The sequence below is a fragment of the Bacillus sp. FF-1 genome, assembly GCF_028548245.1.
GTDB lineage: Bacteria > Bacillota > Bacilli > Bacillales > Bacillaceae_G > Bacillus_A > Bacillus_A paranthracis.
This window is the reverse complement of the sequence record NZ_JAQQGG010000013.1, coordinates 36,832-58,678: the sequence shown is the minus strand read 5'-3', so window position 1 is coordinate 58,678 and position 21,847 is coordinate 36,832. Positions and strand designations below refer to the sequence as shown.

Annotated in this window: 38 protein-coding genes and 1 rRNA gene; 2 read left to right on the top strand and 37 right to left on the bottom strand. The window is 39.0% G+C overall.

Features of this window, described 5'->3' with window-relative positions; genetic code table 11:
* A 16S ribosomal RNA gene (locus PQF83_RS27050) occupies positions 1-110 on the bottom strand; the annotation flags it as partial.
* A 223-nt stretch (positions 111-333) separates the two neighbouring features.
* A complete protein-coding gene (locus PQF83_RS27045; RefSeq protein ID WP_000900296.1) occupies positions 334-552 on the bottom strand; it encodes a hypothetical protein in 219 nt (72 codons plus the stop codon).
* A gap of 170 nt (positions 553-722) precedes the next feature.
* Between PQF83_RS27045 and pdaB the strand changes: the two genes are divergently transcribed.
* Positions 723-1,487 carry a polysaccharide deacetylase family sporulation protein PdaB gene (pdaB, locus tag PQF83_RS27040; protein WP_000464707.1) on the top strand — a complete coding sequence of 255 codons (765 nt, stop codon included), beginning with the start codon at positions 723-725 and terminating at the stop codon, positions 1,485-1,487.
* 104 nt (positions 1,488-1,591) lie between these two features.
* On the opposite strand, the gene kbaA is transcribed toward pdaB, so the two are convergent.
* Positions 1,592-2,203: a KinB signaling pathway activation protein KbaA gene (kbaA, locus tag PQF83_RS27035; RefSeq protein WP_001088516.1), complete on the bottom strand. Its 612-nt coding sequence runs from the start codon at positions 2,201-2,203 to the stop codon at positions 1,592-1,594.
* Positions 2,204-2,342: 139 nt separating this feature from the next.
* Here kbaA and gerD point away from each other — a divergent pair, with 139 nt between their 5' ends.
* On the top strand, positions 2,343-2,960 hold the full coding sequence (gene gerD / locus PQF83_RS27030) for a spore germination protein GerD (RefSeq protein WP_000827519.1): 618 nt from the start codon (positions 2,343-2,345) through the stop codon (positions 2,958-2,960).
* Positions 2,961-3,016: 56 nt separating this feature from the next.
* Here gerD and PQF83_RS27025 read toward each other — a convergent pair whose 3' ends face one another.
* From PQF83_RS27025 to rpsS, 34 genes are all read right to left on the bottom strand, one after another.
* Entirely contained in the window at positions 3,017-4,084 is a 1,068-nt protein-coding gene (locus PQF83_RS27025; RefSeq protein ID WP_000256607.1) for an Mrp/NBP35 family ATP-binding protein, read from the bottom strand.
* Between the two features lie 144 nt (positions 4,085-4,228).
* Positions 4,229-4,942, bottom strand: coding sequence for an N-acetylmuramoyl-L-alanine amidase CwlD (gene cwlD / locus PQF83_RS27020; RefSeq protein WP_000822435.1), 714 nt, complete (start codon positions 4,940-4,942; stop codon positions 4,229-4,231).
* 66 nt (positions 4,943-5,008) lie between these two features.
* Positions 5,009-5,437: a YbaK family protein gene (locus tag PQF83_RS27015; protein WP_001101006.1), complete on the bottom strand. Its 429-nt coding sequence runs from the start codon at positions 5,435-5,437 to the stop codon at positions 5,009-5,011.
* A 161-nt stretch (positions 5,438-5,598) separates the two neighbouring features.
* Complete coding sequence (gene rpsI / locus PQF83_RS27010; protein WP_000079986.1) at positions 5,599-5,991, bottom strand: 30S ribosomal protein S9; 393 nt, start codon at positions 5,989-5,991, stop codon at positions 5,599-5,601.
* A 21-nt stretch (positions 5,992-6,012) separates the two neighbouring features.
* Entirely contained in the window at positions 6,013-6,450 is a 438-nt protein-coding gene (gene rplM / locus PQF83_RS27005) for a 50S ribosomal protein L13 (RefSeq protein WP_001260793.1), read from the bottom strand.
* A 152-nt stretch (positions 6,451-6,602) separates the two neighbouring features.
* Complete coding sequence (gene truA / locus PQF83_RS27000) at positions 6,603-7,346, bottom strand: tRNA pseudouridine(38-40) synthase TruA (protein ID WP_002163776.1); 744 nt, start codon at positions 7,344-7,346, stop codon at positions 6,603-6,605.
* Between the two features lie 14 nt (positions 7,347-7,360).
* Entirely contained in the window at positions 7,361-8,155 is a 795-nt protein-coding gene (locus PQF83_RS26995; protein WP_001186536.1) for an energy-coupling factor transporter transmembrane component T family protein, read from the bottom strand.
* Positions 8,143-9,024, bottom strand: coding sequence for an energy-coupling factor ABC transporter ATP-binding protein (locus tag PQF83_RS26990; RefSeq protein ID WP_000406517.1), 882 nt, complete (start codon positions 9,022-9,024; stop codon positions 8,143-8,145). The genes PQF83_RS26995 and PQF83_RS26990 overlap by 13 nt, the downstream gene beginning before the upstream one ends.
* Positions 9,000-9,842 (bottom strand): energy-coupling factor ABC transporter ATP-binding protein, encoded by an 843-nt coding sequence (locus PQF83_RS26985; RefSeq protein WP_000711783.1) that lies wholly within the window; start codon positions 9,840-9,842, stop codon positions 9,000-9,002. The genes PQF83_RS26990 and PQF83_RS26985 overlap by 25 nt, the downstream gene beginning before the upstream one ends.
* Positions 9,843-9,945: 103 nt before the next feature.
* The gene (gene rplQ, locus PQF83_RS26980; RefSeq protein ID WP_000331490.1) at positions 9,946-10,308 is read right to left on the bottom strand and encodes a 50S ribosomal protein L17; all 363 of its coding nucleotides are present in this window, start codon (positions 10,306-10,308) and stop codon (positions 9,946-9,948) included.
* Between the two features lie 35 nt (positions 10,309-10,343).
* Complete coding sequence (locus PQF83_RS26975) at positions 10,344-11,288, bottom strand: DNA-directed RNA polymerase subunit alpha (protein ID WP_000569643.1); 945 nt, start codon at positions 11,286-11,288, stop codon at positions 10,344-10,346.
* A gap of 180 nt (positions 11,289-11,468) precedes the next feature.
* Entirely contained in the window at positions 11,469-11,858 is a 390-nt protein-coding gene (rpsK, locus tag PQF83_RS26970) for a 30S ribosomal protein S11 (RefSeq protein WP_000101799.1), read from the bottom strand.
* A 24-nt stretch (positions 11,859-11,882) separates the two neighbouring features.
* Positions 11,883-12,248, bottom strand: coding sequence for a 30S ribosomal protein S13 (gene rpsM / locus PQF83_RS26965; protein ID WP_000090789.1), 366 nt, complete (start codon positions 12,246-12,248; stop codon positions 11,883-11,885).
* Between the two features lie 21 nt (positions 12,249-12,269).
* The gene (gene rpmJ, locus PQF83_RS26960; RefSeq protein ID WP_000868344.1) at positions 12,270-12,383 is read right to left on the bottom strand and encodes a 50S ribosomal protein L36; all 114 of its coding nucleotides are present in this window, start codon (positions 12,381-12,383) and stop codon (positions 12,270-12,272) included.
* 35 nt (positions 12,384-12,418) lie between these two features.
* The gene (gene infA, locus PQF83_RS26955; RefSeq protein WP_001029884.1) at positions 12,419-12,637 is read right to left on the bottom strand and encodes a translation initiation factor IF-1; all 219 of its coding nucleotides are present in this window, start codon (positions 12,635-12,637) and stop codon (positions 12,419-12,421) included.
* 68 nt (positions 12,638-12,705) lie between these two features.
* Positions 12,706-13,452 carry a type I methionyl aminopeptidase gene (map, locus tag PQF83_RS26950; RefSeq protein WP_000582539.1) on the bottom strand — a complete coding sequence of 249 codons (747 nt, stop codon included), beginning with the start codon at positions 13,450-13,452 and terminating at the stop codon, positions 12,706-12,708.
* Positions 13,452-14,102 carry an adenylate kinase gene (locus PQF83_RS26945; protein WP_001048996.1) on the bottom strand — a complete coding sequence of 217 codons (651 nt, stop codon included), beginning with the start codon at positions 14,100-14,102 and terminating at the stop codon, positions 13,452-13,454. Before PQF83_RS26945 ends, map begins: the two co-directional genes overlap by 1 nt.
* Positions 14,103-14,158: 56 nt before the next feature.
* A complete protein-coding gene (secY, locus tag PQF83_RS26940; RefSeq protein WP_000490114.1) occupies positions 14,159-15,460 on the bottom strand; it encodes a preprotein translocase subunit SecY in 1,302 nt (433 codons plus the stop codon).
* Positions 15,460-15,900: a 50S ribosomal protein L15 gene (gene rplO / locus PQF83_RS26935; protein ID WP_000766080.1), complete on the bottom strand. Its 441-nt coding sequence runs from the start codon at positions 15,898-15,900 to the stop codon at positions 15,460-15,462. Before rplO ends, secY begins: the two co-directional genes overlap by 1 nt.
* A 33-nt stretch (positions 15,901-15,933) precedes the next feature.
* Positions 15,934-16,116: a 50S ribosomal protein L30 gene (rpmD, locus tag PQF83_RS26930; RefSeq protein WP_001085234.1), complete on the bottom strand. Its 183-nt coding sequence runs from the start codon at positions 16,114-16,116 to the stop codon at positions 15,934-15,936.
* A 13-nt stretch (positions 16,117-16,129) separates the two neighbouring features.
* On the bottom strand, positions 16,130-16,630 hold the full coding sequence (gene rpsE, locus PQF83_RS26925; RefSeq protein ID WP_000554646.1) for a 30S ribosomal protein S5: 501 nt from the start codon (positions 16,628-16,630) through the stop codon (positions 16,130-16,132).
* A gap of 21 nt (positions 16,631-16,651) precedes the next feature.
* Entirely contained in the window at positions 16,652-17,014 is a 363-nt protein-coding gene (rplR, locus tag PQF83_RS26920) for a 50S ribosomal protein L18 (protein WP_000628816.1), read from the bottom strand.
* 31 nt (positions 17,015-17,045) lie between these two features.
* Positions 17,046-17,585, bottom strand: coding sequence for a 50S ribosomal protein L6 (rplF, locus tag PQF83_RS26915; protein WP_000086558.1), 540 nt, complete (start codon positions 17,583-17,585; stop codon positions 17,046-17,048).
* 32 nt (positions 17,586-17,617) lie between these two features.
* Complete coding sequence (gene rpsH, locus PQF83_RS26910) at positions 17,618-18,016, bottom strand: 30S ribosomal protein S8 (protein WP_000245511.1); 399 nt, start codon at positions 18,014-18,016, stop codon at positions 17,618-17,620.
* A 29-nt stretch (positions 18,017-18,045) separates the two neighbouring features.
* Entirely contained in the window at positions 18,046-18,231 is a 186-nt protein-coding gene (rpsN, locus tag PQF83_RS26905) for a 30S ribosomal protein S14 (protein ID WP_001085700.1), read from the bottom strand.
* 33 nt (positions 18,232-18,264) lie between these two features.
* Positions 18,265-18,804 carry a 50S ribosomal protein L5 gene (gene rplE / locus PQF83_RS26900; protein ID WP_001080827.1) on the bottom strand — a complete coding sequence of 180 codons (540 nt, stop codon included), beginning with the start codon at positions 18,802-18,804 and terminating at the stop codon, positions 18,265-18,267.
* Between the two features lie 26 nt (positions 18,805-18,830).
* Positions 18,831-19,142: a 50S ribosomal protein L24 gene (gene rplX, locus PQF83_RS26895; RefSeq protein ID WP_000558200.1), complete on the bottom strand. Its 312-nt coding sequence runs from the start codon at positions 19,140-19,142 to the stop codon at positions 18,831-18,833.
* Positions 19,143-19,180: 38 nt separating this feature from the next.
* The gene (gene rplN / locus PQF83_RS26890; protein ID WP_000615912.1) at positions 19,181-19,549 is read right to left on the bottom strand and encodes a 50S ribosomal protein L14; all 369 of its coding nucleotides are present in this window, start codon (positions 19,547-19,549) and stop codon (positions 19,181-19,183) included.
* A 43-nt stretch (positions 19,550-19,592) separates the two neighbouring features.
* The gene (gene rpsQ, locus PQF83_RS26885) at positions 19,593-19,856 is read right to left on the bottom strand and encodes a 30S ribosomal protein S17 (RefSeq protein ID WP_000004106.1); all 264 of its coding nucleotides are present in this window, start codon (positions 19,854-19,856) and stop codon (positions 19,593-19,595) included.
* Between the two features lie 20 nt (positions 19,857-19,876).
* Positions 19,877-20,077 (bottom strand): 50S ribosomal protein L29, encoded by a 201-nt coding sequence (rpmC, locus tag PQF83_RS26880; RefSeq protein WP_000855718.1) that lies wholly within the window; start codon positions 20,075-20,077, stop codon positions 19,877-19,879.
* Positions 20,067-20,501: a 50S ribosomal protein L16 gene (gene rplP / locus PQF83_RS26875; protein ID WP_000928971.1), complete on the bottom strand. Its 435-nt coding sequence runs from the start codon at positions 20,499-20,501 to the stop codon at positions 20,067-20,069. The genes rpmC and rplP overlap by 11 nt, the downstream gene beginning before the upstream one ends.
* 1 nt (position 20,502) lies before the next feature.
* Complete coding sequence (rpsC, locus tag PQF83_RS26870) at positions 20,503-21,162, bottom strand: 30S ribosomal protein S3 (RefSeq protein WP_000529956.1); 660 nt, start codon at positions 21,160-21,162, stop codon at positions 20,503-20,505.
* Between the two features lie 3 nt (positions 21,163-21,165).
* Positions 21,166-21,507 carry a 50S ribosomal protein L22 gene (gene rplV, locus PQF83_RS26865; RefSeq protein ID WP_001148024.1) on the bottom strand — a complete coding sequence of 114 codons (342 nt, stop codon included), beginning with the start codon at positions 21,505-21,507 and terminating at the stop codon, positions 21,166-21,168.
* Between the two features lie 17 nt (positions 21,508-21,524).
* The gene (gene rpsS, locus PQF83_RS26860) at positions 21,525-21,803 is read right to left on the bottom strand and encodes a 30S ribosomal protein S19 (RefSeq protein ID WP_000124453.1); all 279 of its coding nucleotides are present in this window, start codon (positions 21,801-21,803) and stop codon (positions 21,525-21,527) included.
* Positions 21,804-21,847 lie beyond the last annotated feature (44 nt).

Genomic DNA, 21,847 nt, shown 5'->3' with positions numbered 1-21,847 from the left:
CCGTCCGCCGCTAACTTCATAAGAGCAAGCTCTTAATCCATTCGCTCGACTTGCATGTATTAGGCACGCCGCCAGCGTTCATCCTGAGCCAGGATCAAACTCTCCAATAAAGTTAGTTTGTCTAGCATCTAAAATAAAAATTGACGTTTCACGTTGTTTGTTTCGTTCAGTTTTCAAAGAACTACTTGGTCGCTCATTTGCGACTTCCTTATGTTAACATCTTCGTTTTTCCATGTCAACTAAGTTTTTCAATTTCTTTTTGTCGTTTTCTGCGTTTCCGCATCAGCGACGGTTATTAATTTATCATATAATAACCATGAACGTCAACACTTTTTAATAAAAAGTTCTTTTTCTTACGTAACGAATACATTCTTCTGCATTAGCGACTCTTCGAAACAAACAAAAAATGATTTTATATCTTTCTTCCATCGCCTTTTTTACAACGTCATGAATACGTTCATCTTCAAAATCAAATAAAAGTTCTTCTAACTCTCTCTTCAATATGTATTCCATTTCTTTTTTCTCTTCTTTCGTTAACATAAACCCAAGCAAATCATCACCTCAATCATTTCTTCCAGAGCAATAAAAATTAAGCCCATTTCCATTTAACAAAATCCTACCATCCATTATATCCACTACTTACGATATTAATCCCTTGTTCTCTTTTTTATATTTACAGCATATATGTAACTGAAAAGGATTGGACAAAGGGGCGTAATATTATGTTTTTCTTTTTTATTACGAGTAAAAGAAACTTTAAACACATTAGCTTAATAGTGATACTTTCCTTATTTACAGCATGGCTACTCTTTTTGAAAACATATTCACACGAGTCTGCTTTTTCAACCGCTACAGGACCTAAAGTTATTTACAAAGGCGACACCTCTAAAAAACAAGTTGCATTCACGTTTGATATTAGTTGGGGAGACAAAAAAGCAATTCCAATCCTTGATACACTTAAAGAAAGAGATATTAAGAATGCAACCTTCTTCCTTTCTGCTGCATGGGCAGAAAGACACCCTGATGTTGTTGAACGCATCATAAAAGATGGACATGAAATCGGTAGTATGGGTTATAATTACACGTCCTACACTTCTCTAGAGGCAAATGAAATACGAAGAGATCTTCTGCGAGCACAAGATGTTTTTACAAAACTCGGTGTGAAACAAATTAAACTATTGCGTCCACCTAGTGGAGACTTTAACAAGGCAACACTTAAAATAGCAGAATCACTCGGATACACTGTCGTTCATTGGAGTAATAACTCAAACGATTGGAAAAACCCTGGCGTAAACAATATCGTTTCCACCGTCTCTAATAATTTAAAAGGTGGAGATATCGTCTTATTACATGCATCCGATTCTGCTCTTCAAACAAATAAAGCTTTACCACTGCTTCTACAGAAATTAAAGAGTGACGGCTATGAGCAAATATCCGTATCACAACTTATTTCCAACACAAGTACGAAAAGTAAAGATGTCCAATAATTTTTTACACATAAAAAGCTCTACTACCTTTCGTTCAGGTAATAGAGCTTTTTTTATCCCGATATTTTCATTCGTACAACTACCCTGCGTAAAAACTCTCTTAATTAGGCCGACTTACTCGTCTTTCCAATTAAACGATGTAATATAAGTAACTGATATGCATTACATAATAAAAGTGGTATCACCATTAAATATAACCAATCTGTATCATTAATTCGAAGTGCTGGTACCCACTCAAGAATTGTTACAACCACCATAAAGAACAAAGCTGGCACAAATGCCTTTTTATTCGTTTCCTTACTTTTTATATAAGCAACGATGGCACCAAACATAAATAACACACCAGCAACAAGTATGTTATTCCCTAATGAAATTTCCCCATTTGCAATCAATACCGATCTTAAATACACAAAATCAAATAAAACGAATGCAATGAAGAAGAGCTGGACTATATTCCATAAAGAAGGTGACCTGAACATCCCTAATCCAAAACGATGGATTGTTAAATAGGCAAAGAACCCCATTTGACTTATCACACTAAAAATAAATCCTACACCCATCAACCAGAAGGAAACTGCCAAAATTTCCTTTCCGTCGAAATTTTGAAAAAATTTAGCGTACTTGTCCCACTCTAAAACAAATCCAATAATGACTGTACTAACCCCACCAAGAAACAACGTCGTAAAAAATAGTCGAACCCACTTGCGGCTATTCACAACACATCCCCCATTATCCTTATATTTCTAATTAAATTGTATCAATGACAATTTCAAAAAGCTAGCCATGTTCATGTATAAATTCCTTAAAGATATTTATATTAAAAAGAGAGAACTGTGCTGAAAGGAGTTCCAACTTATGAAACGGATGCTGCTCGTTTTGACTTCTTCTTTTCTATTTCTTGTACTTGTAGCATGTGCACAAGAAAAAGAAGCAAAGTCCGAACTTGATTATGATCAAACGAAGAAAATGATTGTTGATATTTTAAAAACCGATCAAGGTAAGAAAGCCATTCAAGATGTGTTAACTGATGAAAAAATGAAACAAGCACTCATACTAGATGAAACAGTAGTAAAGAAAACGATTGAAGATGCAATGGTATCCGATAAAGGGCAACAATTCTGGGAAAAGCTCTTTAAAGACCCTGAGTTCTCATCGAAATTCGCTAAAAGTATGGGAAAAGAACAAACAGCCTTAATGAAAACATTACTAAAAGACCCTGAATACCAAGCAGGCGTTATAGAAATTATGAAAAACCCTGAAGTAGAAAAAATGATGTTACAAACAATGAAGAGCAAAGAATACCGTCAATATTTACAACAAGTATTAACAGAAACTGCTGAAAGCCCACTCTTCCAAGCTAAGATGATTGATATTATTAGTAAAGGTGTCCAAAAAGCCGAAAAAAGTGGTTCTGATAAAAAGGAAGCCGGCGGTGAAGGTGGTTCCCAAGAAGGTAAAAAGGAACAGCAGTAAAAATAATAACGATAATAATGAGTGGACAATACATGTATCATCCACTCATTATTATTTTATTTTTGCGCAACAGTTGTTTTATCAATTACCGCTTCAGCTATTGTGCGATAAATAAGACCTGTCGTATGCGTATCTTCATATACTGACGGCGCAAAATCTTCTTTATTCCAATCAGGTTGTTGAAGCGGGATTCGGCCAAGTACTTCTGTTTGAAGTTCTGTAGCTAATTTATCTCCACCACCTCTTCCAAACACATATTCTTTTTCGCCAGTTGTTTTACTTTCAAAATAAGCCATATTTTCAACAACACCAAGAATACTATGTTCTGTACGTAAAGCCATTGCTCCAGCACGTGCTGCTACAAATGCCGCTGTTGGATGCGGTGTTGTGACAATAATCTCTTTACAAGCCGGCAACATCGAATGTAAGTCTAGCGCAACATCACCTGTACCTGGTGGTAAATCTAAAACTAAATAATCTAAATCGCCCCACTCTACTTCCGTAAAGAAGTGATTTAACATTTTCCCGAGCATAGGCCCTCTCCAAATAACCGGTGCATTATCTTCTACAAAGAATCCCATTGAGATTACCTTTACACCTAGACGCTCCACTGGAATGATTTTATCTCCTCTTACTACAGGGCGTTTTTCTATCCCCATCATATCAGGTACGCTAAAACCATAAATATCAGCATCAATGATACCAACTTTTTTCCCTAGACGAGCTAAAGCAATAGCAAGGTTAACAGAAACTGTTGATTTCCCTACTCCACCTTTTCCACTCGCCACTGCTAAAAATGTCGTTTTCGAATTTGGTGACAATAAAGATTCAGTTTGCTCTTCTTCTTGTTCTGGTGCAAACTGAGCTAATTCCTCTTCTGTAAATTCTGCAAAGCGAAGCCCTACTGTTGCTGCTCCTAGTTCTTTTACTAACTTTACAATTCCAGATTGCAATTGCATTTGTTCCGCGGTACCAGTTTTTACGATTGCAATTTTAACACTTACATGTTCCTTCTCAGGCTTGACTGTTACCTCTTTAATTGCCCCTGTTTCTTTTAACGTTTTATGTAAAAACGGATCTACAATCCCTTCTAACGCTTCCACTACTTGCTCTTTCGTTACCATAATTAGCCCAGCCCCCTGTATGAAAAATAACATAATGTTAATTAAATATATCTCTCTTTACTTTTGAAATAAATGCGTTTACATTTCCAGTATAACATATTTTCGGAAAACTTCGTTAACAAGAGAAACGCAAAAAAATCCTCCTTATTCTGGAGGATTTCCTTTTTCCGTGAAATAACGTAATATACCACGATATACAGCAGCTGCTACCTTTTGCTGATATTTCTCCGAATTTAACATATACCTTTCATTTACATTCGATAAAAAGCCAGCTTCAATTAAAGCACCTGGGTTTTTCGCATACTTTAATAAATACACATGAGAAATTGTTTTAGCAGAACGATTTGTATTCTCTAAACTCGTTCTCAACTCAGCTTGTATAAATTTCGCAGCACGTTCATTTTCAATTGAAGAACGGTAATAGAACGTTTGTGCGCCTTTTGATCCACTACTAGTTAAAGCATTTAAATGGATACTTGCAAAAAAATCTACATCGGGTTTATTAATAATCTCTACACGTTTTTTTAAATCTTCTGCTTTACGTCTACTATATGACTTTGTATCTTTCTGGGCTAAATCATAATCTCCCTCACGCGTTAAAATAACTAGTGCACCTTGCTCTTGTAAATAATCTTGCACCTTCTTTGTAATCTCAAGCGTAATATCTTTTTCTACAATATCCTTGCCACCAACAGCCCCTCCGTCTGGTCCACCATGCCCAGCATCTAATACGATTACTTTCCCTGATAAGGGTAAATTCCAAGCTCGCCACGATTTTGTAATTTGAAATTCTTGTTTGACTAAAAAAAACAAAATAACCGCAGCGAGTGCAAAAGAGATAATTCGAATTCTCTTCATACCTTTCCTCCTCCAGCTAGTCCCTCTAATTACTTATATGGGACAAGAGGAAAGTTTATGCTTGTCTTAATGAAGCTTTAATCGATATCTTCTTTCACCTTTTTCATATCCTTCCTGCCACCATAAGCCGATAAACTGCTGGCAAGATTCAAAAAGTAATTCCTCATCTTGTAACTTAATCTCCCGCATAGTCATGCTTGTTAAAAATTGAAATAGTGTTTCCGTTAATTGTTGCTCTTCTTCTAAGGCCCTATATTTCACATCAAAGAACGATTCGCCATAATAACCAAATTTGCTATATCTCGCTCCTAATAAATACGATTCTATCCCTAATTCAATGCAGTAATCTTCATACTGACGATGAAGTTCCTGCATCTGAAAGGCATCTCTAATATTTGAACGTAATGTTTTTAATGATAATTCCCGCAGCATCTTCCGCTCATATTTCAACTGCTTTTCTTTTTGTTTTTCTTGTAAGCTGACAATGACATTCATAGTACTTATAAACCTCCCTAATACGTATTAGTCTAAACTTCTAAAGAAGAAGCATACGCGAGAGGATAGCACTAAAATATTCCAAACTACAAAAATTTCAAAAGAGGAATGAAACATAAAAAACCCCAACCAAAATGGTTGGGGTTTGTAGTTCGCAAAAATTAACGTTTTGAGAACTGAGGTGCACGACGTGCGCCTTTAAGACCGTATTTTTTACGCTCTTTCATACGTGCGTCACGAGTTAATAGACCTGCACGTTTTAGTGTTAGACGGTATTCTGGATCAGCTTTTAATAAAGCGCGAGAAATACCGTGACGAATAGCACCAGCTTGACCAGTGTATCCACCACCATTTACGTTTACAAGTACATCGTAGTTACCTAAAGTTTCTGTTGCAACTAGAGGTTGTTTCACTACTTCACGTAATGCAGCAAATGGGATATAGTTTTCAAAATCACGACCGTTAATGATAACGCGTCCTTCGCCTGGAACTAGGCGTACGCGCGCTACTGAACTCTTACGACGTCCAGTGCCATAGTATTGAACCTGTGCCAAAGTAAGCCCTCCTTTAATTGATTATCCGCGAAGTTCGTAAACTTCTGGTTTTTGTGCTTGGTGTGGATGCTCTGCTCCAGCATACACGTTTAGTTTCTTAGAAACTTGACGGCCTAAGCGTCCTTTTGGAAGCATGCCTTTAATTGCAAGCTCTAACATTTGTACAGGGTAGTTTGTACGCATTTCAAGAGCTGTTCTTTGTTTAAGTCCACCTGGGTGGTTAGTGTGACGGTAGTAAATTTTATCGTTTAATTTATTACCTGTTAAATGAATTTTCTCAGCGTTAATAATAATTACATGATCACCCGTGTCAACGTGTGGTGTAAATGTAGGTTTGTTTTTACCACGTAAAATGGATGCTACTTCACTAGCAAGGCGACCTAAAGTTTGACCTTCAGCATCAACCACATACCATTTACGCTCAACTTCGTTAGCTTTTGCCATAAAAGTCGTACGCATGTGTTTCCCTCCTCGTTATCTTTTCCATAGAAAAAATCTATTGTTTATCTTAAACACGATTTCCTTCCGGGGCTAATCGTGGTTTTAGAAACAATACCATATGTTATGATATACTTTTGAGTTTCTAATGTCAAGCAAATGTTACACCAGGATTAGTTGTTATAGTTTACCTGCCATAAATAAAGCCCATGACCAGGAGCCATCTTTCCAGCAAACTGACGATTTTGTTTCGCTAAAATCTCTGGAATGCTATCCGGATCAAGCTTTCCTTGCCCTACGCTCAGTAACGTACCAACAATAATCCTGACCATATTATATAAAAATCCATTACCTACAAAACGAAAAATTAATTCGTCGTCCTGCTCAATTAGCTCGATTTCATAAATTGTTCTCACTTTATCTTTTTTGTCAGTTTTTGCCGAACAAAAAGAAGTGAAATCATGCGTTCCAATAAAATAAGGGATCGCTTTTCTTATAGCATTTATTTCGAGCGGATATGGATATTGATATACGTAATTTCTACGGAATACATCCGCAGTCTTTGATAATAATACACGATAACGATATTCTTTTCTCTCGACACCGTAACGTGCGTGAAATTCTTCTGTTTTTTTCTCTACCTGTGTGATAACAATATCATCTGGTAACATAGTGTTTAATGCATTGCTCCATTGCCACTCTTCAAGAGACAACGGTGTATCAAAGTGTATCACTTGTCCTTTAGCATGAACGGTAGAATCCGTTCTGCCCGATGCCTGAACACGAACAAGTTCCCCTTTATGCAATTTCTGCAAAGCTTTCTCTATCTCTTGTTGAACAGTACGATGCTGCGGTTGAATTTGATAACCACAAAAATGCATGCCATCATATGCAACCGTACATTTTATTCTATCCATTTCTTTATTCTCCATTACGATCGCACCCATGCCAAAATACAAGCTAAACAAAGTAAGCTTATAATCGTTACTGTATCGCTTGTTTTCCAGCGTAGTTGCCTAAATTTAGTACGTCCTTCGCCACTTTGATATCCACGGGCTTCCATAGCAATTGCTAAGTCCTCTGCACGCTTAAAAGCACTGATAAATAGAGGAACGAGTAGTGAAATGATAGCTTTCATCCTATCTTTTATCGGTCCCCCTGCAAAATCAATACCACGTGACGATTGTGCCTTCATTATTTTACTCGTTTCATCCATTAATGTCGGGATAAAACGAAGAGAAATTGACATCATTAATGCGATTTCATGAACAGGAACTTTTATACGCTTCAACGGCTTTAATAACGTCTCCAAACCATCTGTAATCTCAATAGGTGTCGTCGTTAACGTTAATAATGTCGTCATTAAAATAATAACGAAGAATCGTATAGAAATGTATATTCCTTGCTCTAATCCTTTTTCATGTATCGAAAACCAACCAAGCTGGAATAATACTTCCCCTTCTTTATTTGTTAAAATATGCAGGAAAAATGTAAAAAGAAAAATCCATAGAATTGGTTTTAAGCCCGAAAGTACATAACGAATCGGCACTTTTGCAAAAAATAAAGCAATGAGTGCATATAAAAATAAAAATCCATATGAAATCGCATTATTTGCTAAGAAAACAACAAATACATATAAAAAGACAATCAGCAGCTTCGTACGTGGATCAAGTTGATGAATAAGAGAATTCCCTGGAATATATCTTCCAATAATCAACTGCTGCATGATTCATGACCACCTTTTCGTAACACCTGCACAACTTCATGAGTAAGATCCTCTAAAGATAAGGTAGCCTTTGGGATTGAAATGCCAAACTTCTCTTCAATTGCACGTTTATACTTTAAAGACATAGGAAGATCCACACCAATTTTCTCTAGTTCATCAGCATGTGAAAATACTTCCTCTGCACTTCCTTGCAAAAAGACCGTTCCTTTATGCATGACTACAATCTGCTCGGCATATTTAGCAGCATCCTCCATATTATGCGTTACAAGGATAACTGTAAGGCCTTTCTCCTTATGTAGCTTATAAAACATCTCCATAAGTTCATTTTGCCCTTTTGGGTCTAGTCCTGCTGTAGGTTCATCTAATACAAGCACTTCGGGTTCCATCGCTAATACGCCTGCTATCGCAACACGCCTCATTTGCCCACCACTTAACTCAAATGGTGAACGCGTTAACAGTTCTGGTTCTAACCCTACAAGTTCAATTGCTTCTCTTGCCTTTTGCTTCGCTTCTTCTTCCGATACCCCAAAATTAGTAGGTCCGAAGCAAATATCTTTCTCCACAGTCTCTTCAAATAACTGATGTTCTGGGAATTGAAAGACAACCCCTACCTTTTTACGTAGTGGCTTTAGCTTTTTTTCTTTCTTTCCTGCCGAAATGAAATGTTCACCGATTTGAACTGTGCCATTTGTCGGCTGCAATAAACCATTTAAATGTTGAATCATCGTCGACTTACCTGAACCAGTATGACCGATAATGGCATAATAGCCCCCACTTGGAAACGACACGTCTACATCATAAAGTGCGCGTCTTTCAAATGGAGTTTTATATTGATAACGATGTTCTACTTTTTGGAATGTAATCTCCAAAGTTCGTTCACCAAGCTTTCCATTGTAAGATGCGTATTTTGCAAGAGAATTTCATTTCTTTTTAATAATTCTGCTATTTTCACTGAAAATGGTACATCTAATCCAATTTCTTGGAGCATATGAGAGGACTTGAAAATTTGTTCTGGAGTCCCTTCCTCTAATATCTCTCCCTTATTTAAAATAATGACACGGTCTGACTGTGCCGCTTCTTCTAAATCGTGCGTAATTGATAACACGGTAATACCTTTTTCATTAACAAGTTGTCTAACCGTTTCTACCACTTCACGTCTCCCTTGAGGGTCTAGCATTGACGTTGCTTCATCTAATATCAAAATAGACGGTTGAAGTGCTAAAACGCCTGCTATTGCTACTCGCTGCTTTTGCCCACCAGATAACGAATGTGGCTCATCATTAAGAAAATCTTCCATACGGACTAGTCGTAAGGCCTGATCTAATCTTTCTACCATTTGCTCTCTTGGCATTCCGATATTCTCTAAACCAAAGACAACGTCATCTTGCACTGTCGTTCCAACAAATTGATTATCTGGATTTTGAAATACCATCCCAATTTGTTTTCGAACATCCCATACCGTTTCCTCTGACAAAACCATTGTATCATTTACTGTAATTGTCCCTGCTTCCGGCAAAAACAAACCATTCAATAATTTTGCAAGTGTAGACTTCCCAGAACCGTTTTGTCCAATAACAGATACCCATTCTCCTTCATATAAGGAGAATGAAACATCTTTTAATGCATAAGTGGCTGCACCAGGATATTGAAATGATATATTTTCTGTCCGAAGTTTCTCTTTTTTCAATACAAGGCACCCTTTCCTTCGCCAAGTAAGCCTATTTTTATATTTAAAAAAAAGGGCCATGACCAGTTTCTTGAAAAGAACTGTCCTGCCCTTTTAATTATCATTATACTAACTCGATAATTACCATTGGTGCTGCGTCTCCGCGACGTGGACCAATTTTTGCAATACGAGTGTATCCGCCTTGGCGCTCAGCATAGCGTGGAGCTACATCAGCGAATAGTTTTTGAAGTGCATCTTGACCAGTCTCAGCGTTAGCTACTTCATTGCGAATGAAAGCTGCTGCTTGACGACGAGCATGAAGATCTCCGCGTTTACCTAAAGTGATCATTTTTTCCACTACAGAACGAAGTTCTTTTGCACGAGTTTCTGTCGTTTGGATGCGCTCGTTGATAATTAAATCAGTAGCTAAGTCACGTAACATAGCTTTACGTTGCGCACTTGTACGTCCTAATTTTCTGTATGCCATTCGTAGTTCCCTCCTTTGTTGATGGGTTTAAATCCTCAGTCGTCTTTACGTAAACCTAAACCTAATTCCTCAAGTTTATGTTTAACTTCTTCTAAGGATTTACGTCCTAAGTTACGAACTTTCATCATATCTTCTTCTGTTTTGTTCGCAAGCTCTTGTACAGTATTAATTCCTGCACGTTTTAGGCAATTATAAGAACGAACAGAAAGGTCTAGTTCTTCGATAGTCATCTCAAGAACTTTCTCTTTTTGATCTTCTTCCTTCTCGACCATAATCTCAGCATTTTGTGCTTCATCAGTTAAACCAACAAAGATATTTAAATGCTCAGTTAAGATTTTGGCACCTAAAGAGATAGCTTCTTTTGGCCCGATGCTTCCATCCGTCCATACATCAAGCGTAAGCTTATCATAATTAGCCACTTGTCCGACACGTGTCTTTTCCACTTGGTAAGTCACACGTGATACTGGAGTATAAATAGAATCAATAGGAATTACTCCTATTGGTTGATCTTCGCTTTTATTTGCATCAGCTGGCGTATACCCACGGCCACGCTTTGCAGTTAAACGCACGCGGAAATGCGCATCTTTTGCTAACGTTGCAATGTGTAAATCTGGATTTAAGATTTCTACATCACTATCGTGAGTAATATCAGCAGCTGTGACAATACCTTCGCCCTGCACATCAATTTCCAACGTCTTCTCTTCTTCAGAGTAGATTTTAAGAGCTAACTTTTTCAAGTTTAAGATGATCGTTGTAACGTCTTCTACTACGCCCTCAACTGTTGAAAATTCATGTAATACGCCATCGATTTGGATAGCAGTAACAGCGGCACCAGGGAGTGAAGATAAAAGAATACGACGTAAGGAGTTACCCAACGTAGTACCATATCCACGCTCAAGCGGTTCAATTACGAATTTACCATATTTAGCATCTTCGTTAAGTTCAACCGTTTCGATTTTCGGCTTTTCGATTTCAATCATTAACTAAACCCTCCTTCAAAACGTCGAAACCCCGGTTAAACAAAGGTATAACCCCTGTCTAACCGAAAGTCCCCCTTAGGCAGTTCCCGATTGTGCACAACAAGCGATGTTTCTGTACGAAATTTCTCGATAATGCATCATATCCATTATAGACAAAAGGGAAAATTCTATACAGAAAAATTACACACGACGACGTTTTGGTGGACGACATCCATTATGAGGAACTGGAGTAACATCTCTAATTGCTGTTACTTCTAGACCTGCAGCTTGAAGAGCACGAATTGCAGCTTCACGACCAGCACCAGGACCTTTAACAGTAACCTCTAAAGTTTTTAAACCGTGCTCCATTGCAGCTTTAGCAGCAGTTTCAGCAGCCATTTGCGCAGCGAATGGAGTAGATTTACGAGATCCACGGAAACCAAGTGCACCAGCACTAGACCAAGAAAGCGCGTTACCGTGAGTATCTGTAAGTGTTACGATTGTGTTGTTGAAAGTAGAACGAATATGAGCTACACCAGCTTCAATATTCTTTTTCACACGTTTTTTACGAGTGTTTGTTTTACGTGCCATTGTTAGTTCAACCTCCTTTACTTATTATTTCTTTTTATTTGCTACTGTACGACGTGGACCTTTACGTGTACGAGCATTGTTTTTAGAGTTTTGACCACGAACTGGTAAACCACGACGGTGACGAAGACCACGGTAAGAACCGATCTCCATTAGACGTTTGATGTTAAGAGATACTTCACGACGAAGGTCTCCCTCAACTTTAATACGATCGATGATATCACGGATACGTCCTAATTCGTCTTCCGTTAAATCACGAACTCGTGTTTCTTCAGAAACACCAGCTTCAGCAAGAATTTTTTCAGCAGTTGTGCGACCAATGCCGAATACGTAAGTTAAAGAAATAACAACGCGTTTGTCACGAGGAATATCTACACCTGCGATACGTGCCATTCCGAATGCACCTCCTTCTGATTAACCTTGTTTTTGTTTATGTTTAGGGTTTTCACAAATAACCATTACTTTTCCACGTCTACGAATAACTTTACATTTTTCGCAGATTGGTTTAACTGACGGTCTTACTTTCATGTCTCGAACCTCCTTAAAGATTACGGAGTGCTATATTATTTAAAACGGTACGTAATACGACCACGATTTAAATCGTACGGAGATAATTCTACCGTAACTTTGTCTCCTGGTAAAATACGAATGAAGTTCATACGGATTTTACCAGAAACGTGAGCCAATACGACATGCCCATTCTCTAATTCTACTTTGAACATAGCATTTGGCAACGTTTCAAGAACGGTACCTTCGACTTCAATTACATCATCTTTAGCCATTCAATAGTTCTCCCTTCTTCAAATCAGTAACATTTTACACTGCTCTGAAATCCCGGAGAGCCAGCTACTTATAAAGTGGTAAGGATTTCGTATCCTGCTTCTGTAAGAGCAATCGTGTGCTCAAAATGGGCACACCATTTACCATCTACCGTTACCACTGTCCAGTCATCAGATAGTGTTTTTACATATCGTCTTCCTTGATTCACCATCGGCTCAACACAGATGACCATTCCCGGCTTTAATCTAGGGCCTCTATTTGGTGGACCATAGTGCGGGATTTGAGGGTCCTCATGTAAGTCTTGCCCGATTCCGTGACCAACATACTCCCTAACGATCGAGAATCCATTCTCTTCAGCATGGGTTTGAACCGCATGTGAGATATTTGATAATCTCTCGCCTGGTTTTACTTGTTCTAGACCAAGATACAACGATTTTTCTGTGACATCAAGTAGCTTTTGAACAGATTCAGAAATGTTTCCAACTGGATACGTCCATGCAGAATCTCCATGGTACCCATTGTATTTCGCACCAATATCGATACTGATGATATCGCCCTCTTTGAGCTTGCGCTTCCCTGGAATTCCGTGTACAAGCTCTTCATTTACAGAAGCACATATGCTCCCCGGAAATCCGTTGTATCCTTTAAAAGATGGCGTAGCACCATATTTTTGAATCGTCTTTTCCGCTATTTGATCGAGCTCTTTCGTTGTAATTCCTGGAGTAATGTGCTGTTTTAACTCTTGATGAGTCAAAGCAACGATCCTGCCCGCTTCTCGCATGATTTCTATCTCGCGAGGAGTTTTGCAGATTATCATTACGCTAAGCCTCCGATGAGAACATCGATATCAGCAAATACTTTATTGATATCTTGCTCACCATTAATGCTTTGTAAGTAACCAAGCTCCTCGTAGAAATCAAGCAAAGGTTTAGTTTGCTTAATATTTACATCTAAGCGATTTGCTACAGTTTCTTCATTGTCATCAGAGCGTTGATATAACTCGCCACCACATTTATCGCACACGTCAGCTTTTGCTGGCGGATTGAATTCTAAGTGGTAAGTCGCACCGCACTCTTTACAAATGCGACGGCCTGTAAGGCGTTTTAATAACAATCCTGAATCCACATTAATGTTTAAAACATAGTCGATTTTTTTGCCAAGATCTTTCATAATCTCTTCAAGAGCTGATGCTTGTGCAACAGTTCGTGGGAAACCGTCTAATAAGAAGCCTCTTACGCAGTCTTCTTGACTTAAACGTTCACGAACGATTCCGATTGTAACTTCATCTGGAACAAGTGCACCTTTATCAATAAAGGATTTTGCTTGTAAACCCATTTCAGTTTCAGCCTTCATAGCTGCACGGAACATATCTCCTGTTGAGATGTGAGGGATGTTATACTTGGCAACAATCTGTTCGGCTTGTGTACCTTTACCAGCACCAGGAAGCCCCATTAAAATTAAGTTCATCCTTGTTCCCCCTCAGAGTACATGAGCATGTAGGGAAGACAATACTTCCCACTTACTCACTGCTTGATAAACCCTTTGTAATGGCGTTTTACCAGTTGGCTTTCTAGTTGCTTCATTGTTTCTAAAGCAACGCCGACAACGATTAACATACTCGTTCCACCGATCTGTGCAGATGGAGGAAGATTTCCCAGCTTCGTAAAGATAACTGGTAAGATTGCAATCGCTGCTAGGAAAATTGATCCTACAAAGGTCAAACGATACAAGATTTTTGTTAGATATTGTTCTGTATTCTTACCCGGACGAATACCTGGAACATATCCACCTTGTTTGTTTAGATTCTCTGACATTTGCTCTGGATTAACCTGAACAAACGCATAGAAATATGTGAAGGCTACAATGAGCGCAACATATATGATCATTCCCACTGGGTGAGAATAGTTAAAGTTTGCAATAATCCACTGCGATACATCATGTTTCGGGAAGAACTGCGCAATAGTCGGAGGAGTAATTAAGAATGAAACAGCAAAAATTACTGGAATAACACCAGCACTATTTACCTTAAGCGGTAAATGTGTGTTTTGTGCTCCAGCATAACCACCATTTCCTCCTGTTACACGCTTCGCATATTGAATTGGGATCTTTCTAACAGCCTGTTGAATGAAAATAACACCCACAATAACTGCTAACACAGCTAGTAAAATCAATGCAACTTTAACGATACTCATGAACAATTGATCTCCGATATTTTGAAACTGTTGCTGATACACTTGAGATATAACACTTGGGATCGCTGCGGCAATACCACCAAAGATTAGGATGGAAATACCATTACCTACACCTTTAGCTGTAATCTGTTCACCTAACCACATTAAAAATGCAGTACCAGCAGTCAGTACCGTAGCAATGTATAAATAAGTGCTCCAACCAGGATTCAAAATTAATTGTCCACCTACCATACCGTTAAAACCGATTGACATACCAAACCCCTGAATAAACGCAAGAACAATTGTAAAATAACGCGTGAATTGCGTTAATTTACGACGGCCCATTTCACCTTGCTTCGCCCATTCCGAAAATTTAGGAACAACATCCATCTGCAATAATTGCACGATGATGGATGCTGTAATATACGGCATGATTCCCATCGCAAAGATGGAGAAGTTTTTCAAGGCTCCACCGCCAAATGTATTTAGAATACCTAAAGCATTTAATTGATCTTGTGCCTTCAGTACGTCTCCATTTGTAAATGGCACGGGGATAAACGTGCCAATCCTGAATACGATTAACATCGCTAAAGTGAATAATATTTTACGTCTTATCTCAGCAACGCGCATAAAGTTGGAGATTGTACGAAACATTAGATCACCTCAACTGATCCGCCAGCTGCTTCAATTGCTTCTTTAGCACTTGAAGAGAACTTGTGCGCTTTAACAGTTAGTTTTTTCTCTACTGCGCCGCTTGCAAGAATTTTAACACCGTCGTTTAATTTGCTGATAACGCCAGTTTCCAGCAATAATTCAGGTGTTACTTCTGTACCATCTTCAAAACGATTTAACGTTGATAAGTTTACAATAGCAAACTCTTTACGGTTAATGTTTGTGAAGCCGCGTTTTGGTAAACGACGGAATAATGGAGTTTGACCACCTTCGAAGCCAAGACGAACACCGCCGCCAGAACGTGCGTTTTGTCCTTTATGACCTTTACCAGCAGTTTTACCGTTACCAGAACCGATACCACGACCGACACGGTTACGTACTTTACGAGAACCTTCTGCAGGTTTTAATTCATGAAGTTTCATTCCCAGGCACCTCCTTATATTAATGAGTTATCCTTAAGCTTCTTTTACAGTTACAAGGTGAGAAACTTTGTTGATCATACCAAGAATAGCAGGAGTTTCTTCCTTAACTACAGTTGAATTCAACTTTTTAAGACCTAAAGCTTCTACCGTCGCACGTTGATCTTGTGGACGACCAATTACACTACGAGTGAGGGTAATTTCTAACTTTTTCGCCATTTGTTTTCCCTCCTTAACCTAGTAGCTCTTCTACAGATTTACCGCGTAATTTTGCAACATCTTCAGCGCGCTTAAGTTCGCTTAATCCGTTCACAGTAGCGCGAATCATGTTGATTGGTGTGTTAGAACCAAGAGATTTCGAAAGAATATCTTGTACACCTGCTAATTCAAGGACCGCACGAACAGGTCCACCAGCAATAACACCAGTACCCTCAGCAGCAGGCTTTAAGAATACTTCACCAGCTCCAAAATGACCGTTGATTGTGTGTGGAATTGTTGTACCAACTAATGGTACAGCGATTAAGTTTTTCTTAGCGTCTTCGATAGCTTTGCGGATTGCGTCTGGTACCTCTTGTGCTTTACCAGTACCGAATCCAACATGACCGTTTTTATCGCCAACTACAACTAGTGCAGCAAAGCGGAAACGACGACCACCCTTAACAACTTTCGCGACACGATTTATCGTAACTACACGTTCTTCAAGTTCTAATTTACTTGGGTCAATGCGATGCATCAATTTTCCCTCCTTTGACCATTAAAATTGTAATCCAGCCTCACGAGCAGCTTCAGCTAGAGCTTTAACACGGCCATGGTATAAGTAACCACCGCGATCAAATACTACTTCTTTAACGCCTTTCTCTACAGCACGCTTAGCAACTGATTCTCCAACTTTCGTAGCAGCTTCAATATTGCTAGTACCGTTAAGAGCAAGGTCTTTATCAAGAGTAGATGCACTTACTAACGTTACACCATTTACATCATCAATAACTTGAGCGTAAATATGTTGGTTAGAACGGAACACGTTTAAACGTGGACGTTCTGCAGTACCAGTAAGTTTAGCACGTACACGCGCATGTCTTTTCTTACGAGTCGCATTTTTATCAGCTTTAGTGATCATTCTTGTCACTCCTTTCTCTCACCTAACGGGTTTACTTAGCAGTTTTACCTTCTTTACGACGAACAACTTCGCCTTCGTAACGAATACCTTTACCTTTGTAAGGCTCAGGAGCACGTACAGCGCGGATGTTAGCAGCGAATTCGCCAACACGTTGCTTGTCGATACCTTTGATTACGATCTTAGTTGGTGCAGGTACTTCAACTTCAAGACCTGCTTCCGGAGTCATTTCTACTGGATGAGAATAACCTACGCTTAATACAAGTTTATCACCTTGTTTTTGAGCACGGTAACCAACACCGACTAATTCAAGTCCGCGTGCGAAACCTTCAGTTACACCTTCAACCATGTTTCCGATTAAAGCACGAGTTGTACCGTGTAATGCACGGTGTTCCTTCTGTTCAGATGGACGCTCAACTGTTAATGTATTCTCTTCAATTTTGATAAGCATATCAGCATTGAAAGTACGAGTTAATTCACCTTTAGGGCCTTTTACTGTTACAGTATTGTCTTCTGCAACTGTAATAGTAACACCTGCAGGGATTTCAAGAATCTTTTTACCAATACGAGACATGTGGTCACACCTCCGTTCGTTTTAAATATATATTACCAAACGTATGCTACTACTTCTCCACCAGTTTGTAATTGACGAGCGTCTTTGTCTGTCATTACTCCCTTAGATGTAGAAACAAGAGCGATACCTAATCCGTTAAGTACACGTGGTACTTCGTCAGCTTTAGCGTAAACGCGTAAGCCAGGTTTACTGATACGTTTTAATCCAGTGATTACACGTTCGTTGTTTGCACCATATTTCAGGAAAATACGAAGGATACCTTGTTTGTTATCCTCGATGTATTCTACATCACGAATGAAACCTTCACGTTTTAAAAGTTCAGCGATCTCTTTTTTGATTTTAGAAGCAGGAACCTCTAATTTCTCATGACGTACCATGTTCGCATTACGGATGCGAGTAAGCATGTCTGCAATTGGATCTGTCATCACCATGTGTTTTACCTCCTTCCCATTTGTGGGTTTTACCAACTAGCTTTTTTAACACCAGGAATTTGACCTTTATATGCAAGTTCACGGAAACAAATACGGCAAAGTTTAAATTTGCGGTATACAGAATGCGGACGACCGCAGCGTTCGCAACGTGTATACTCTTGTACTTTAAACTTAGGAGTACGCTTTTGTTTCGCAATCATAGATTTTTTAGCCACGTTTTCGCCTCCTCTACTTAGCGTTGGCTTCCATTATTTTTGGAATGGCATACCGAATTGTGTTAAAAGTTCACGAGCTTCTTCATCAGTGTTCGCTGTAGTAACGATTACGATGTCCATACCGCGGACTTTGCTTACTTTATCATAATCAATCTCAGGGAAAATAAGTTGCTCTTTAACACCTAATGTATAGTTTCCACGACCATCGAATGATTTCTTAGAAACACCACGGAAATCACGTACACGTGGTAAAGAAACTGATACTAATTTATCGAAGAACTCATACATTTGCTCGCCGCGTAAAGTTACTTTCGCACCGATTGGCATACCTTCACGAAGACGGAAACCAGCGATTGATTTTTTAGCACGAGTTACAACAGGTTTTTGACCTGCGATTTGTGTTAATTCTTCTACTGCGTTGTCTAAAGCTTTTGAGTTAGATACCGCGTCACCAACACCAGTGTTGATTACGATCTTTTCGATTTTTGGTACCTGCATTACAGATTTATAGTTAAACTTGCTCATTAGAGCAGGAGTAATTTCCTTTTGGAACTTCTCTTTAAGGCGATTCAATGAAGTGACCTCCTTTCTTAAGAAAATTATTTATCTAATAATTCACCAGATTTTTTTGCAATACGAACTTTTTTACCATCTTCTACCTTGAAGCCTACGCGAGTAGGTTCACCTGTTTTCGGATCTAAAATCATAACGTTAGAAACGTGAATAGGTGCCTCTTTAGTAATAATTCCACCTTGTGGATTTAATTGAGATGGCTTAGAGTGCTTCTTAACGATGTTAACACCCTCAACGATAACACGGTTTTGCTTTGGGAAAGCCACAAGGATAACGCCTTGTTTTCCTTTGTCTTTACCAGTGATTACCTGTACTTTATCACCTTTTTTTACATGCATCTTAATTCTGCACCTCCTTAGCAAGGCAATACCTTAAATTATAGAACTTCTGGAGCTAAAGAAACGATCTTCATGAAGTTGCTATCACGTAATTCACGAGCTACTGGTCCGAAGATACGAGTACCACGTGGGCTCTTATCGTCTTTAATGATAACCGCTGCGTTTTCATCAAATTTGATGTAAGAACCATCCGGACGACGAGCACCGCTCTTCGTACGTACTACTACTGCTTTAACAACGTCACCTTTTTTAACAACGCCACCTGGTGTTGCTTGTTTTACCGTAGCAACGATAATGTCACCAATGTTAGCATATTTACGACCAGAGCCGCCTAATACTTTAATTGTTAAAAGTTCACGTGCACCAGAGTTGTCAGCAACTTTCAAACGAGATTCTTGTTGGATCATGTTATGAAACCTCCCTTCGGACTAAAAATTCCGATTCGTCTATTTAGATAATAACCGCTTCTTCAACGATTTCAACTAAACGGAAACGCTTAGTAGCAGAAAGCGGGCGAGTTTCCATGATTTTTACGATATCGCCAAGTTTCGCTTGGTTTTGCTCATCATGGGCTTTGTACTTCTTAGAATACTTAACACGTTTTCCGTACAAGGAATGAGTTTTGTAAGTTTCAACTAAAACTGTAATCGTTTTGTCCATTTTGTCAGACACTACACGACCAGTATAAACTTTGCGTTGGTTACGTTCGCTCACTATGCAAACCTCCCCTCAATTTATCGATTAATTCCGATCTCTCTTTCACGAACTACAGTTTTCATACGAGCAATTGCCTTACGCACTTCACGAATGCGAGTTGGATTCTCTAATTGTCCTGTAGCAAGTTGGAAGCGAAGATTAAACAACTCTTCCTTTAAAGCTTTAACTTTTGTTTCGATTTCGGCAGTGGTTAATTCACGAATATCATTAGTTTTCATTAGATTCACCACCATTTTCTTCACGTTTTACGAATTTACATTTCACAGGTAACTTGTGAGCTGCAAGACGTAATGCTTCGCGTGCTACCTCTTCAGATACACCCGCGATTTCGAACATAATTTTCCCAGGTTTTACTACTGCTACCCAGCCTTCTGGTGCCCCTTTACCGGAACCCATACGTACTTCTAGAGGTTTTGCAGTGTAAGGTTTAGAAGGGAAAATTTTAATCCATACTTTACCGCCACGTTTCATGTAACGAGTCATTGCACGACGAGCAGCTTCGATTTGACGGTTTGTAATCCATGAAGCAGCTTGTGCTTGTAAACCGAATTCACCGAAAGCTACTTCAGTTCCACCTTTAGCACGACCACGCATTTTACCACGATGCTCTCTACGATATTTTACGCGTTTTGGCATTAACATATTATTTTCCTCCTTCCTCAGAAGCTTTCTTTTTTGTAGGAAGGACTTCTCCACGGTAGATCCATACTTTTACGCCTAATTTACCGTATGTTGTATCAGCTTCAACTGCTGCATAGTCAATATCAGCGCGAAGTGTATGAAGTGGAACAGTTCCTTCACTGTAAGATTCTGCACGAGCGATATCAGCTCCGCCAAGACGACCAGAAACCTGTGTTTTAATACCTTTAGCACCTGCACGCATAGCACGTTGAATAACTTGCTTTTGTGCACGACGGAATGATACACGGTTTTCTAATTGACGAGCGATGTTTTCGCCTACTAATTTAGCGTTAAGATCAGCTCTCTTAACTTCTAAAATGTTGATGTGTACACGCTTGCCTGTTAATTGGTTAAGAGCTTTACGAAGTGCTTCAACTTCAGTACCACCTTTACCAATTACCATACCAGGTTTTGCAGTGTGAATTGTAACATTTACACGATTTGCTGCACGTTCGATTTCTACTTTAGCAACAGCAGAATCTTTTAAGCGTACATTAATGTACTCACGGATTTTGATGTCTTCATGTAATAATGTAGCGTAATCTTTCTCAGCGAACCAACGAGATTCCCAGTCACGGATAACGCCGACACGAAGACCAATTGGATTAACCTTTTGACCCATCGATTATCCCTCCTTCTTTTCTGATACCACAACTGTGATGTGGCTTGTGCGTTTGTTAATTTGGCTTGCACGACCCATTGCACGTGGACGGAAACGTTTTAACGTTGGACCTTCGTCAACGAAAACTTTCTCAACAACTAGGTTGTTAATGTCCATTTCATAATTGTGCTCTGCATTTGCGATTGCAGATTTTAAAACTTTTTCTACAACTGGAGAAGCAGTTTTTGGTGTGTGGTTAAGGATAGCAATCGCTTCACCCACTTGCTTACCTCGGATTAAGTCTACAACTAAACGAACTTTACGAGGAGCAATACGAACTGTTCTCGCTACTGCTTTAGCTTGCATTGAAGTGCCTCCTCTCATTATCTTCTAGTTTTCTTATCGTCAGCATCATGACCTTTATACGTACGAGTTGGTGCGAATTCACCTAACTTGTGGCCTACCATGTCTTCAGTAACATATACAGGTACATGTTTACGACCGTCATATACAGCGATTGTGTGACCGATGAACTGAGGGAAGATCGTTGAACGACGAGACCAAGTTTTAACAACTTGCTTTTGCTCAGTTTCATTTAGCTTTGCAATTTTACTCATTAAATGATCATCGACAAATGGTCCTTTTTTCAAGCTACGAGCCATTTTGGTGCCTCCCTTCGTGATTGCCGTACGGTTCTCAAAGTGAA

Bases quoted from the DNA above. Each gene is read 5' to 3' on its own strand.
- pdaB (WP_000464707.1), top strand. From the start codon at position 723: ATGTTTTTCTTTTTTATTACGAGTAAAAGAAACTTTAAACACATTAGC.
- gerD (WP_000827519.1), top strand. From the start codon at position 2,343: ATGAAACGGATGCTGCTCGTTTTGACTTCTTCTTTTCTATTTCTTGTA.
- PQF83_RS27025 (WP_000256607.1), bottom strand. From the start codon at position 4,084: ATGGTAACGAAAGAGCAAGTAGTGGAAGCGTTAGAAGGGATTGTAGAT.
- cwlD (WP_000822435.1), bottom strand. From the start codon at position 4,942: ATGAAGAGAATTCGAATTATCTCTTTTGCACTCGCTGCGGTTATTTTG.
- PQF83_RS27015 (WP_001101006.1), bottom strand. From the start codon at position 5,437: ATGAATGTCATTGTCAGCTTACAAGAAAAACAAAAAGAAAAGCAGTTG.
- rplM (WP_001260793.1), bottom strand. From the start codon at position 6,450: ATGCGTACGACTTTTATGGCAAAAGCTAACGAAGTTGAGCGTAAATGG.
- truA (WP_002163776.1), bottom strand. From the start codon at position 7,346: ATGGATAGAATAAAATGTACGGTTGCATATGATGGCATGCATTTTTGT.
- PQF83_RS26995 (WP_001186536.1), bottom strand. From the start codon at position 8,155: ATGCAGCAGTTGATTATTGGAAGATATATTCCAGGGAATTCTCTTATT.
- rplQ (WP_000331490.1), bottom strand. From the start codon at position 10,308: ATGGCATACAGAAAATTAGGACGTACAAGTGCGCAACGTAAAGCTATG.
- PQF83_RS26975 (WP_000569643.1), bottom strand. From the start codon at position 11,288: ATGATTGAAATCGAAAAGCCGAAAATCGAAACGGTTGAACTTAACGAA.
- rpsK (WP_000101799.1), bottom strand. From the start codon at position 11,858: ATGGCACGTAAAACAAACACTCGTAAAAAACGTGTGAAAAAGAATATT.
- rpsM (WP_000090789.1), bottom strand. From the start codon at position 12,248: ATGGCACGTATCGCAGGTGTAGATATTCCTCGTGACAAACGCGTTGTT.
- rpmJ (WP_000868344.1), bottom strand. From the start codon at position 12,383: ATGAAAGTAAGACCGTCAGTTAAACCAATCTGCGAAAAATGTAAAGTT.
- infA (WP_001029884.1), bottom strand. From the start codon at position 12,637: ATGGCTAAAGATGATGTAATTGAAGTCGAAGGTACCGTTCTTGAAACG.
- map (WP_000582539.1), bottom strand. From the start codon at position 13,452: ATGATAATCTGCAAAACTCCTCGCGAGATAGAAATCATGCGAGAAGCG.
- PQF83_RS26945 (WP_001048996.1), bottom strand. From the start codon at position 14,102: ATGAACTTAATTTTAATGGGGCTTCCTGGTGCTGGTAAAGGTACACAA.
- secY (WP_000490114.1), bottom strand. From the start codon at position 15,460: ATGTTTCGTACAATCTCCAACTTTATGCGCGTTGCTGAGATAAGACGT.
- rplO (WP_000766080.1), bottom strand. From the start codon at position 15,900: ATGAAACTTCATGAATTAAAACCTGCAGAAGGTTCTCGTAAAGTACGT.
- rpmD (WP_001085234.1), bottom strand. From the start codon at position 16,116: ATGGCGAAAAAGTTAGAAATTACCCTCACTCGTAGTGTAATTGGTCGT.
- rpsE (WP_000554646.1), bottom strand. From the start codon at position 16,630: ATGCATCGCATTGACCCAAGTAAATTAGAACTTGAAGAACGTGTAGTT.
- rplR (WP_000628816.1), bottom strand. From the start codon at position 17,014: ATGATCACTAAAGCTGATAAAAATGCGACTCGTAAGAAAAGACATGCG.
- rplF (WP_000086558.1), bottom strand. From the start codon at position 17,585: ATGTCTCGTATTGGTAAAAAGATTCTTGAAATCCCTGCAGGTGTTACT.
- rpsH (WP_000245511.1), bottom strand. From the start codon at position 18,016: ATGGTGATGACAGATCCAATTGCAGACATGCTTACTCGCATCCGTAAT.
- rplX (WP_000558200.1), bottom strand. From the start codon at position 19,142: ATGCATGTAAAAAAAGGTGATAAAGTACAGGTAATCACTGGTAAAGAC.
- rplN (WP_000615912.1), bottom strand. From the start codon at position 19,549: ATGATCCAACAAGAATCTCGTTTGAAAGTTGCTGACAACTCTGGTGCA.
- rpmC (WP_000855718.1), bottom strand. From the start codon at position 20,077: ATGAAAACTAATGATATTCGTGAATTAACCACTGCCGAAATCGAAACA.
- rplP (WP_000928971.1), bottom strand. From the start codon at position 20,501: ATGTTAATGCCAAAACGCGTAAAATATCGTAGAGAGCATCGTGGTAAA.
- rpsC (WP_000529956.1), bottom strand. From the start codon at position 21,162: ATGGGTCAAAAGGTTAATCCAATTGGTCTTCGTGTCGGCGTTATCCGT.
- rplV (WP_001148024.1), bottom strand. From the start codon at position 21,507: ATGCAAGCTAAAGCAGTAGCGAGAACAGTTCGTATTGCTCCTCGTAAA.
- rpsS (WP_000124453.1), bottom strand. From the start codon at position 21,803: ATGGCTCGTAGCTTGAAAAAAGGACCATTTGTCGATGATCATTTAATG.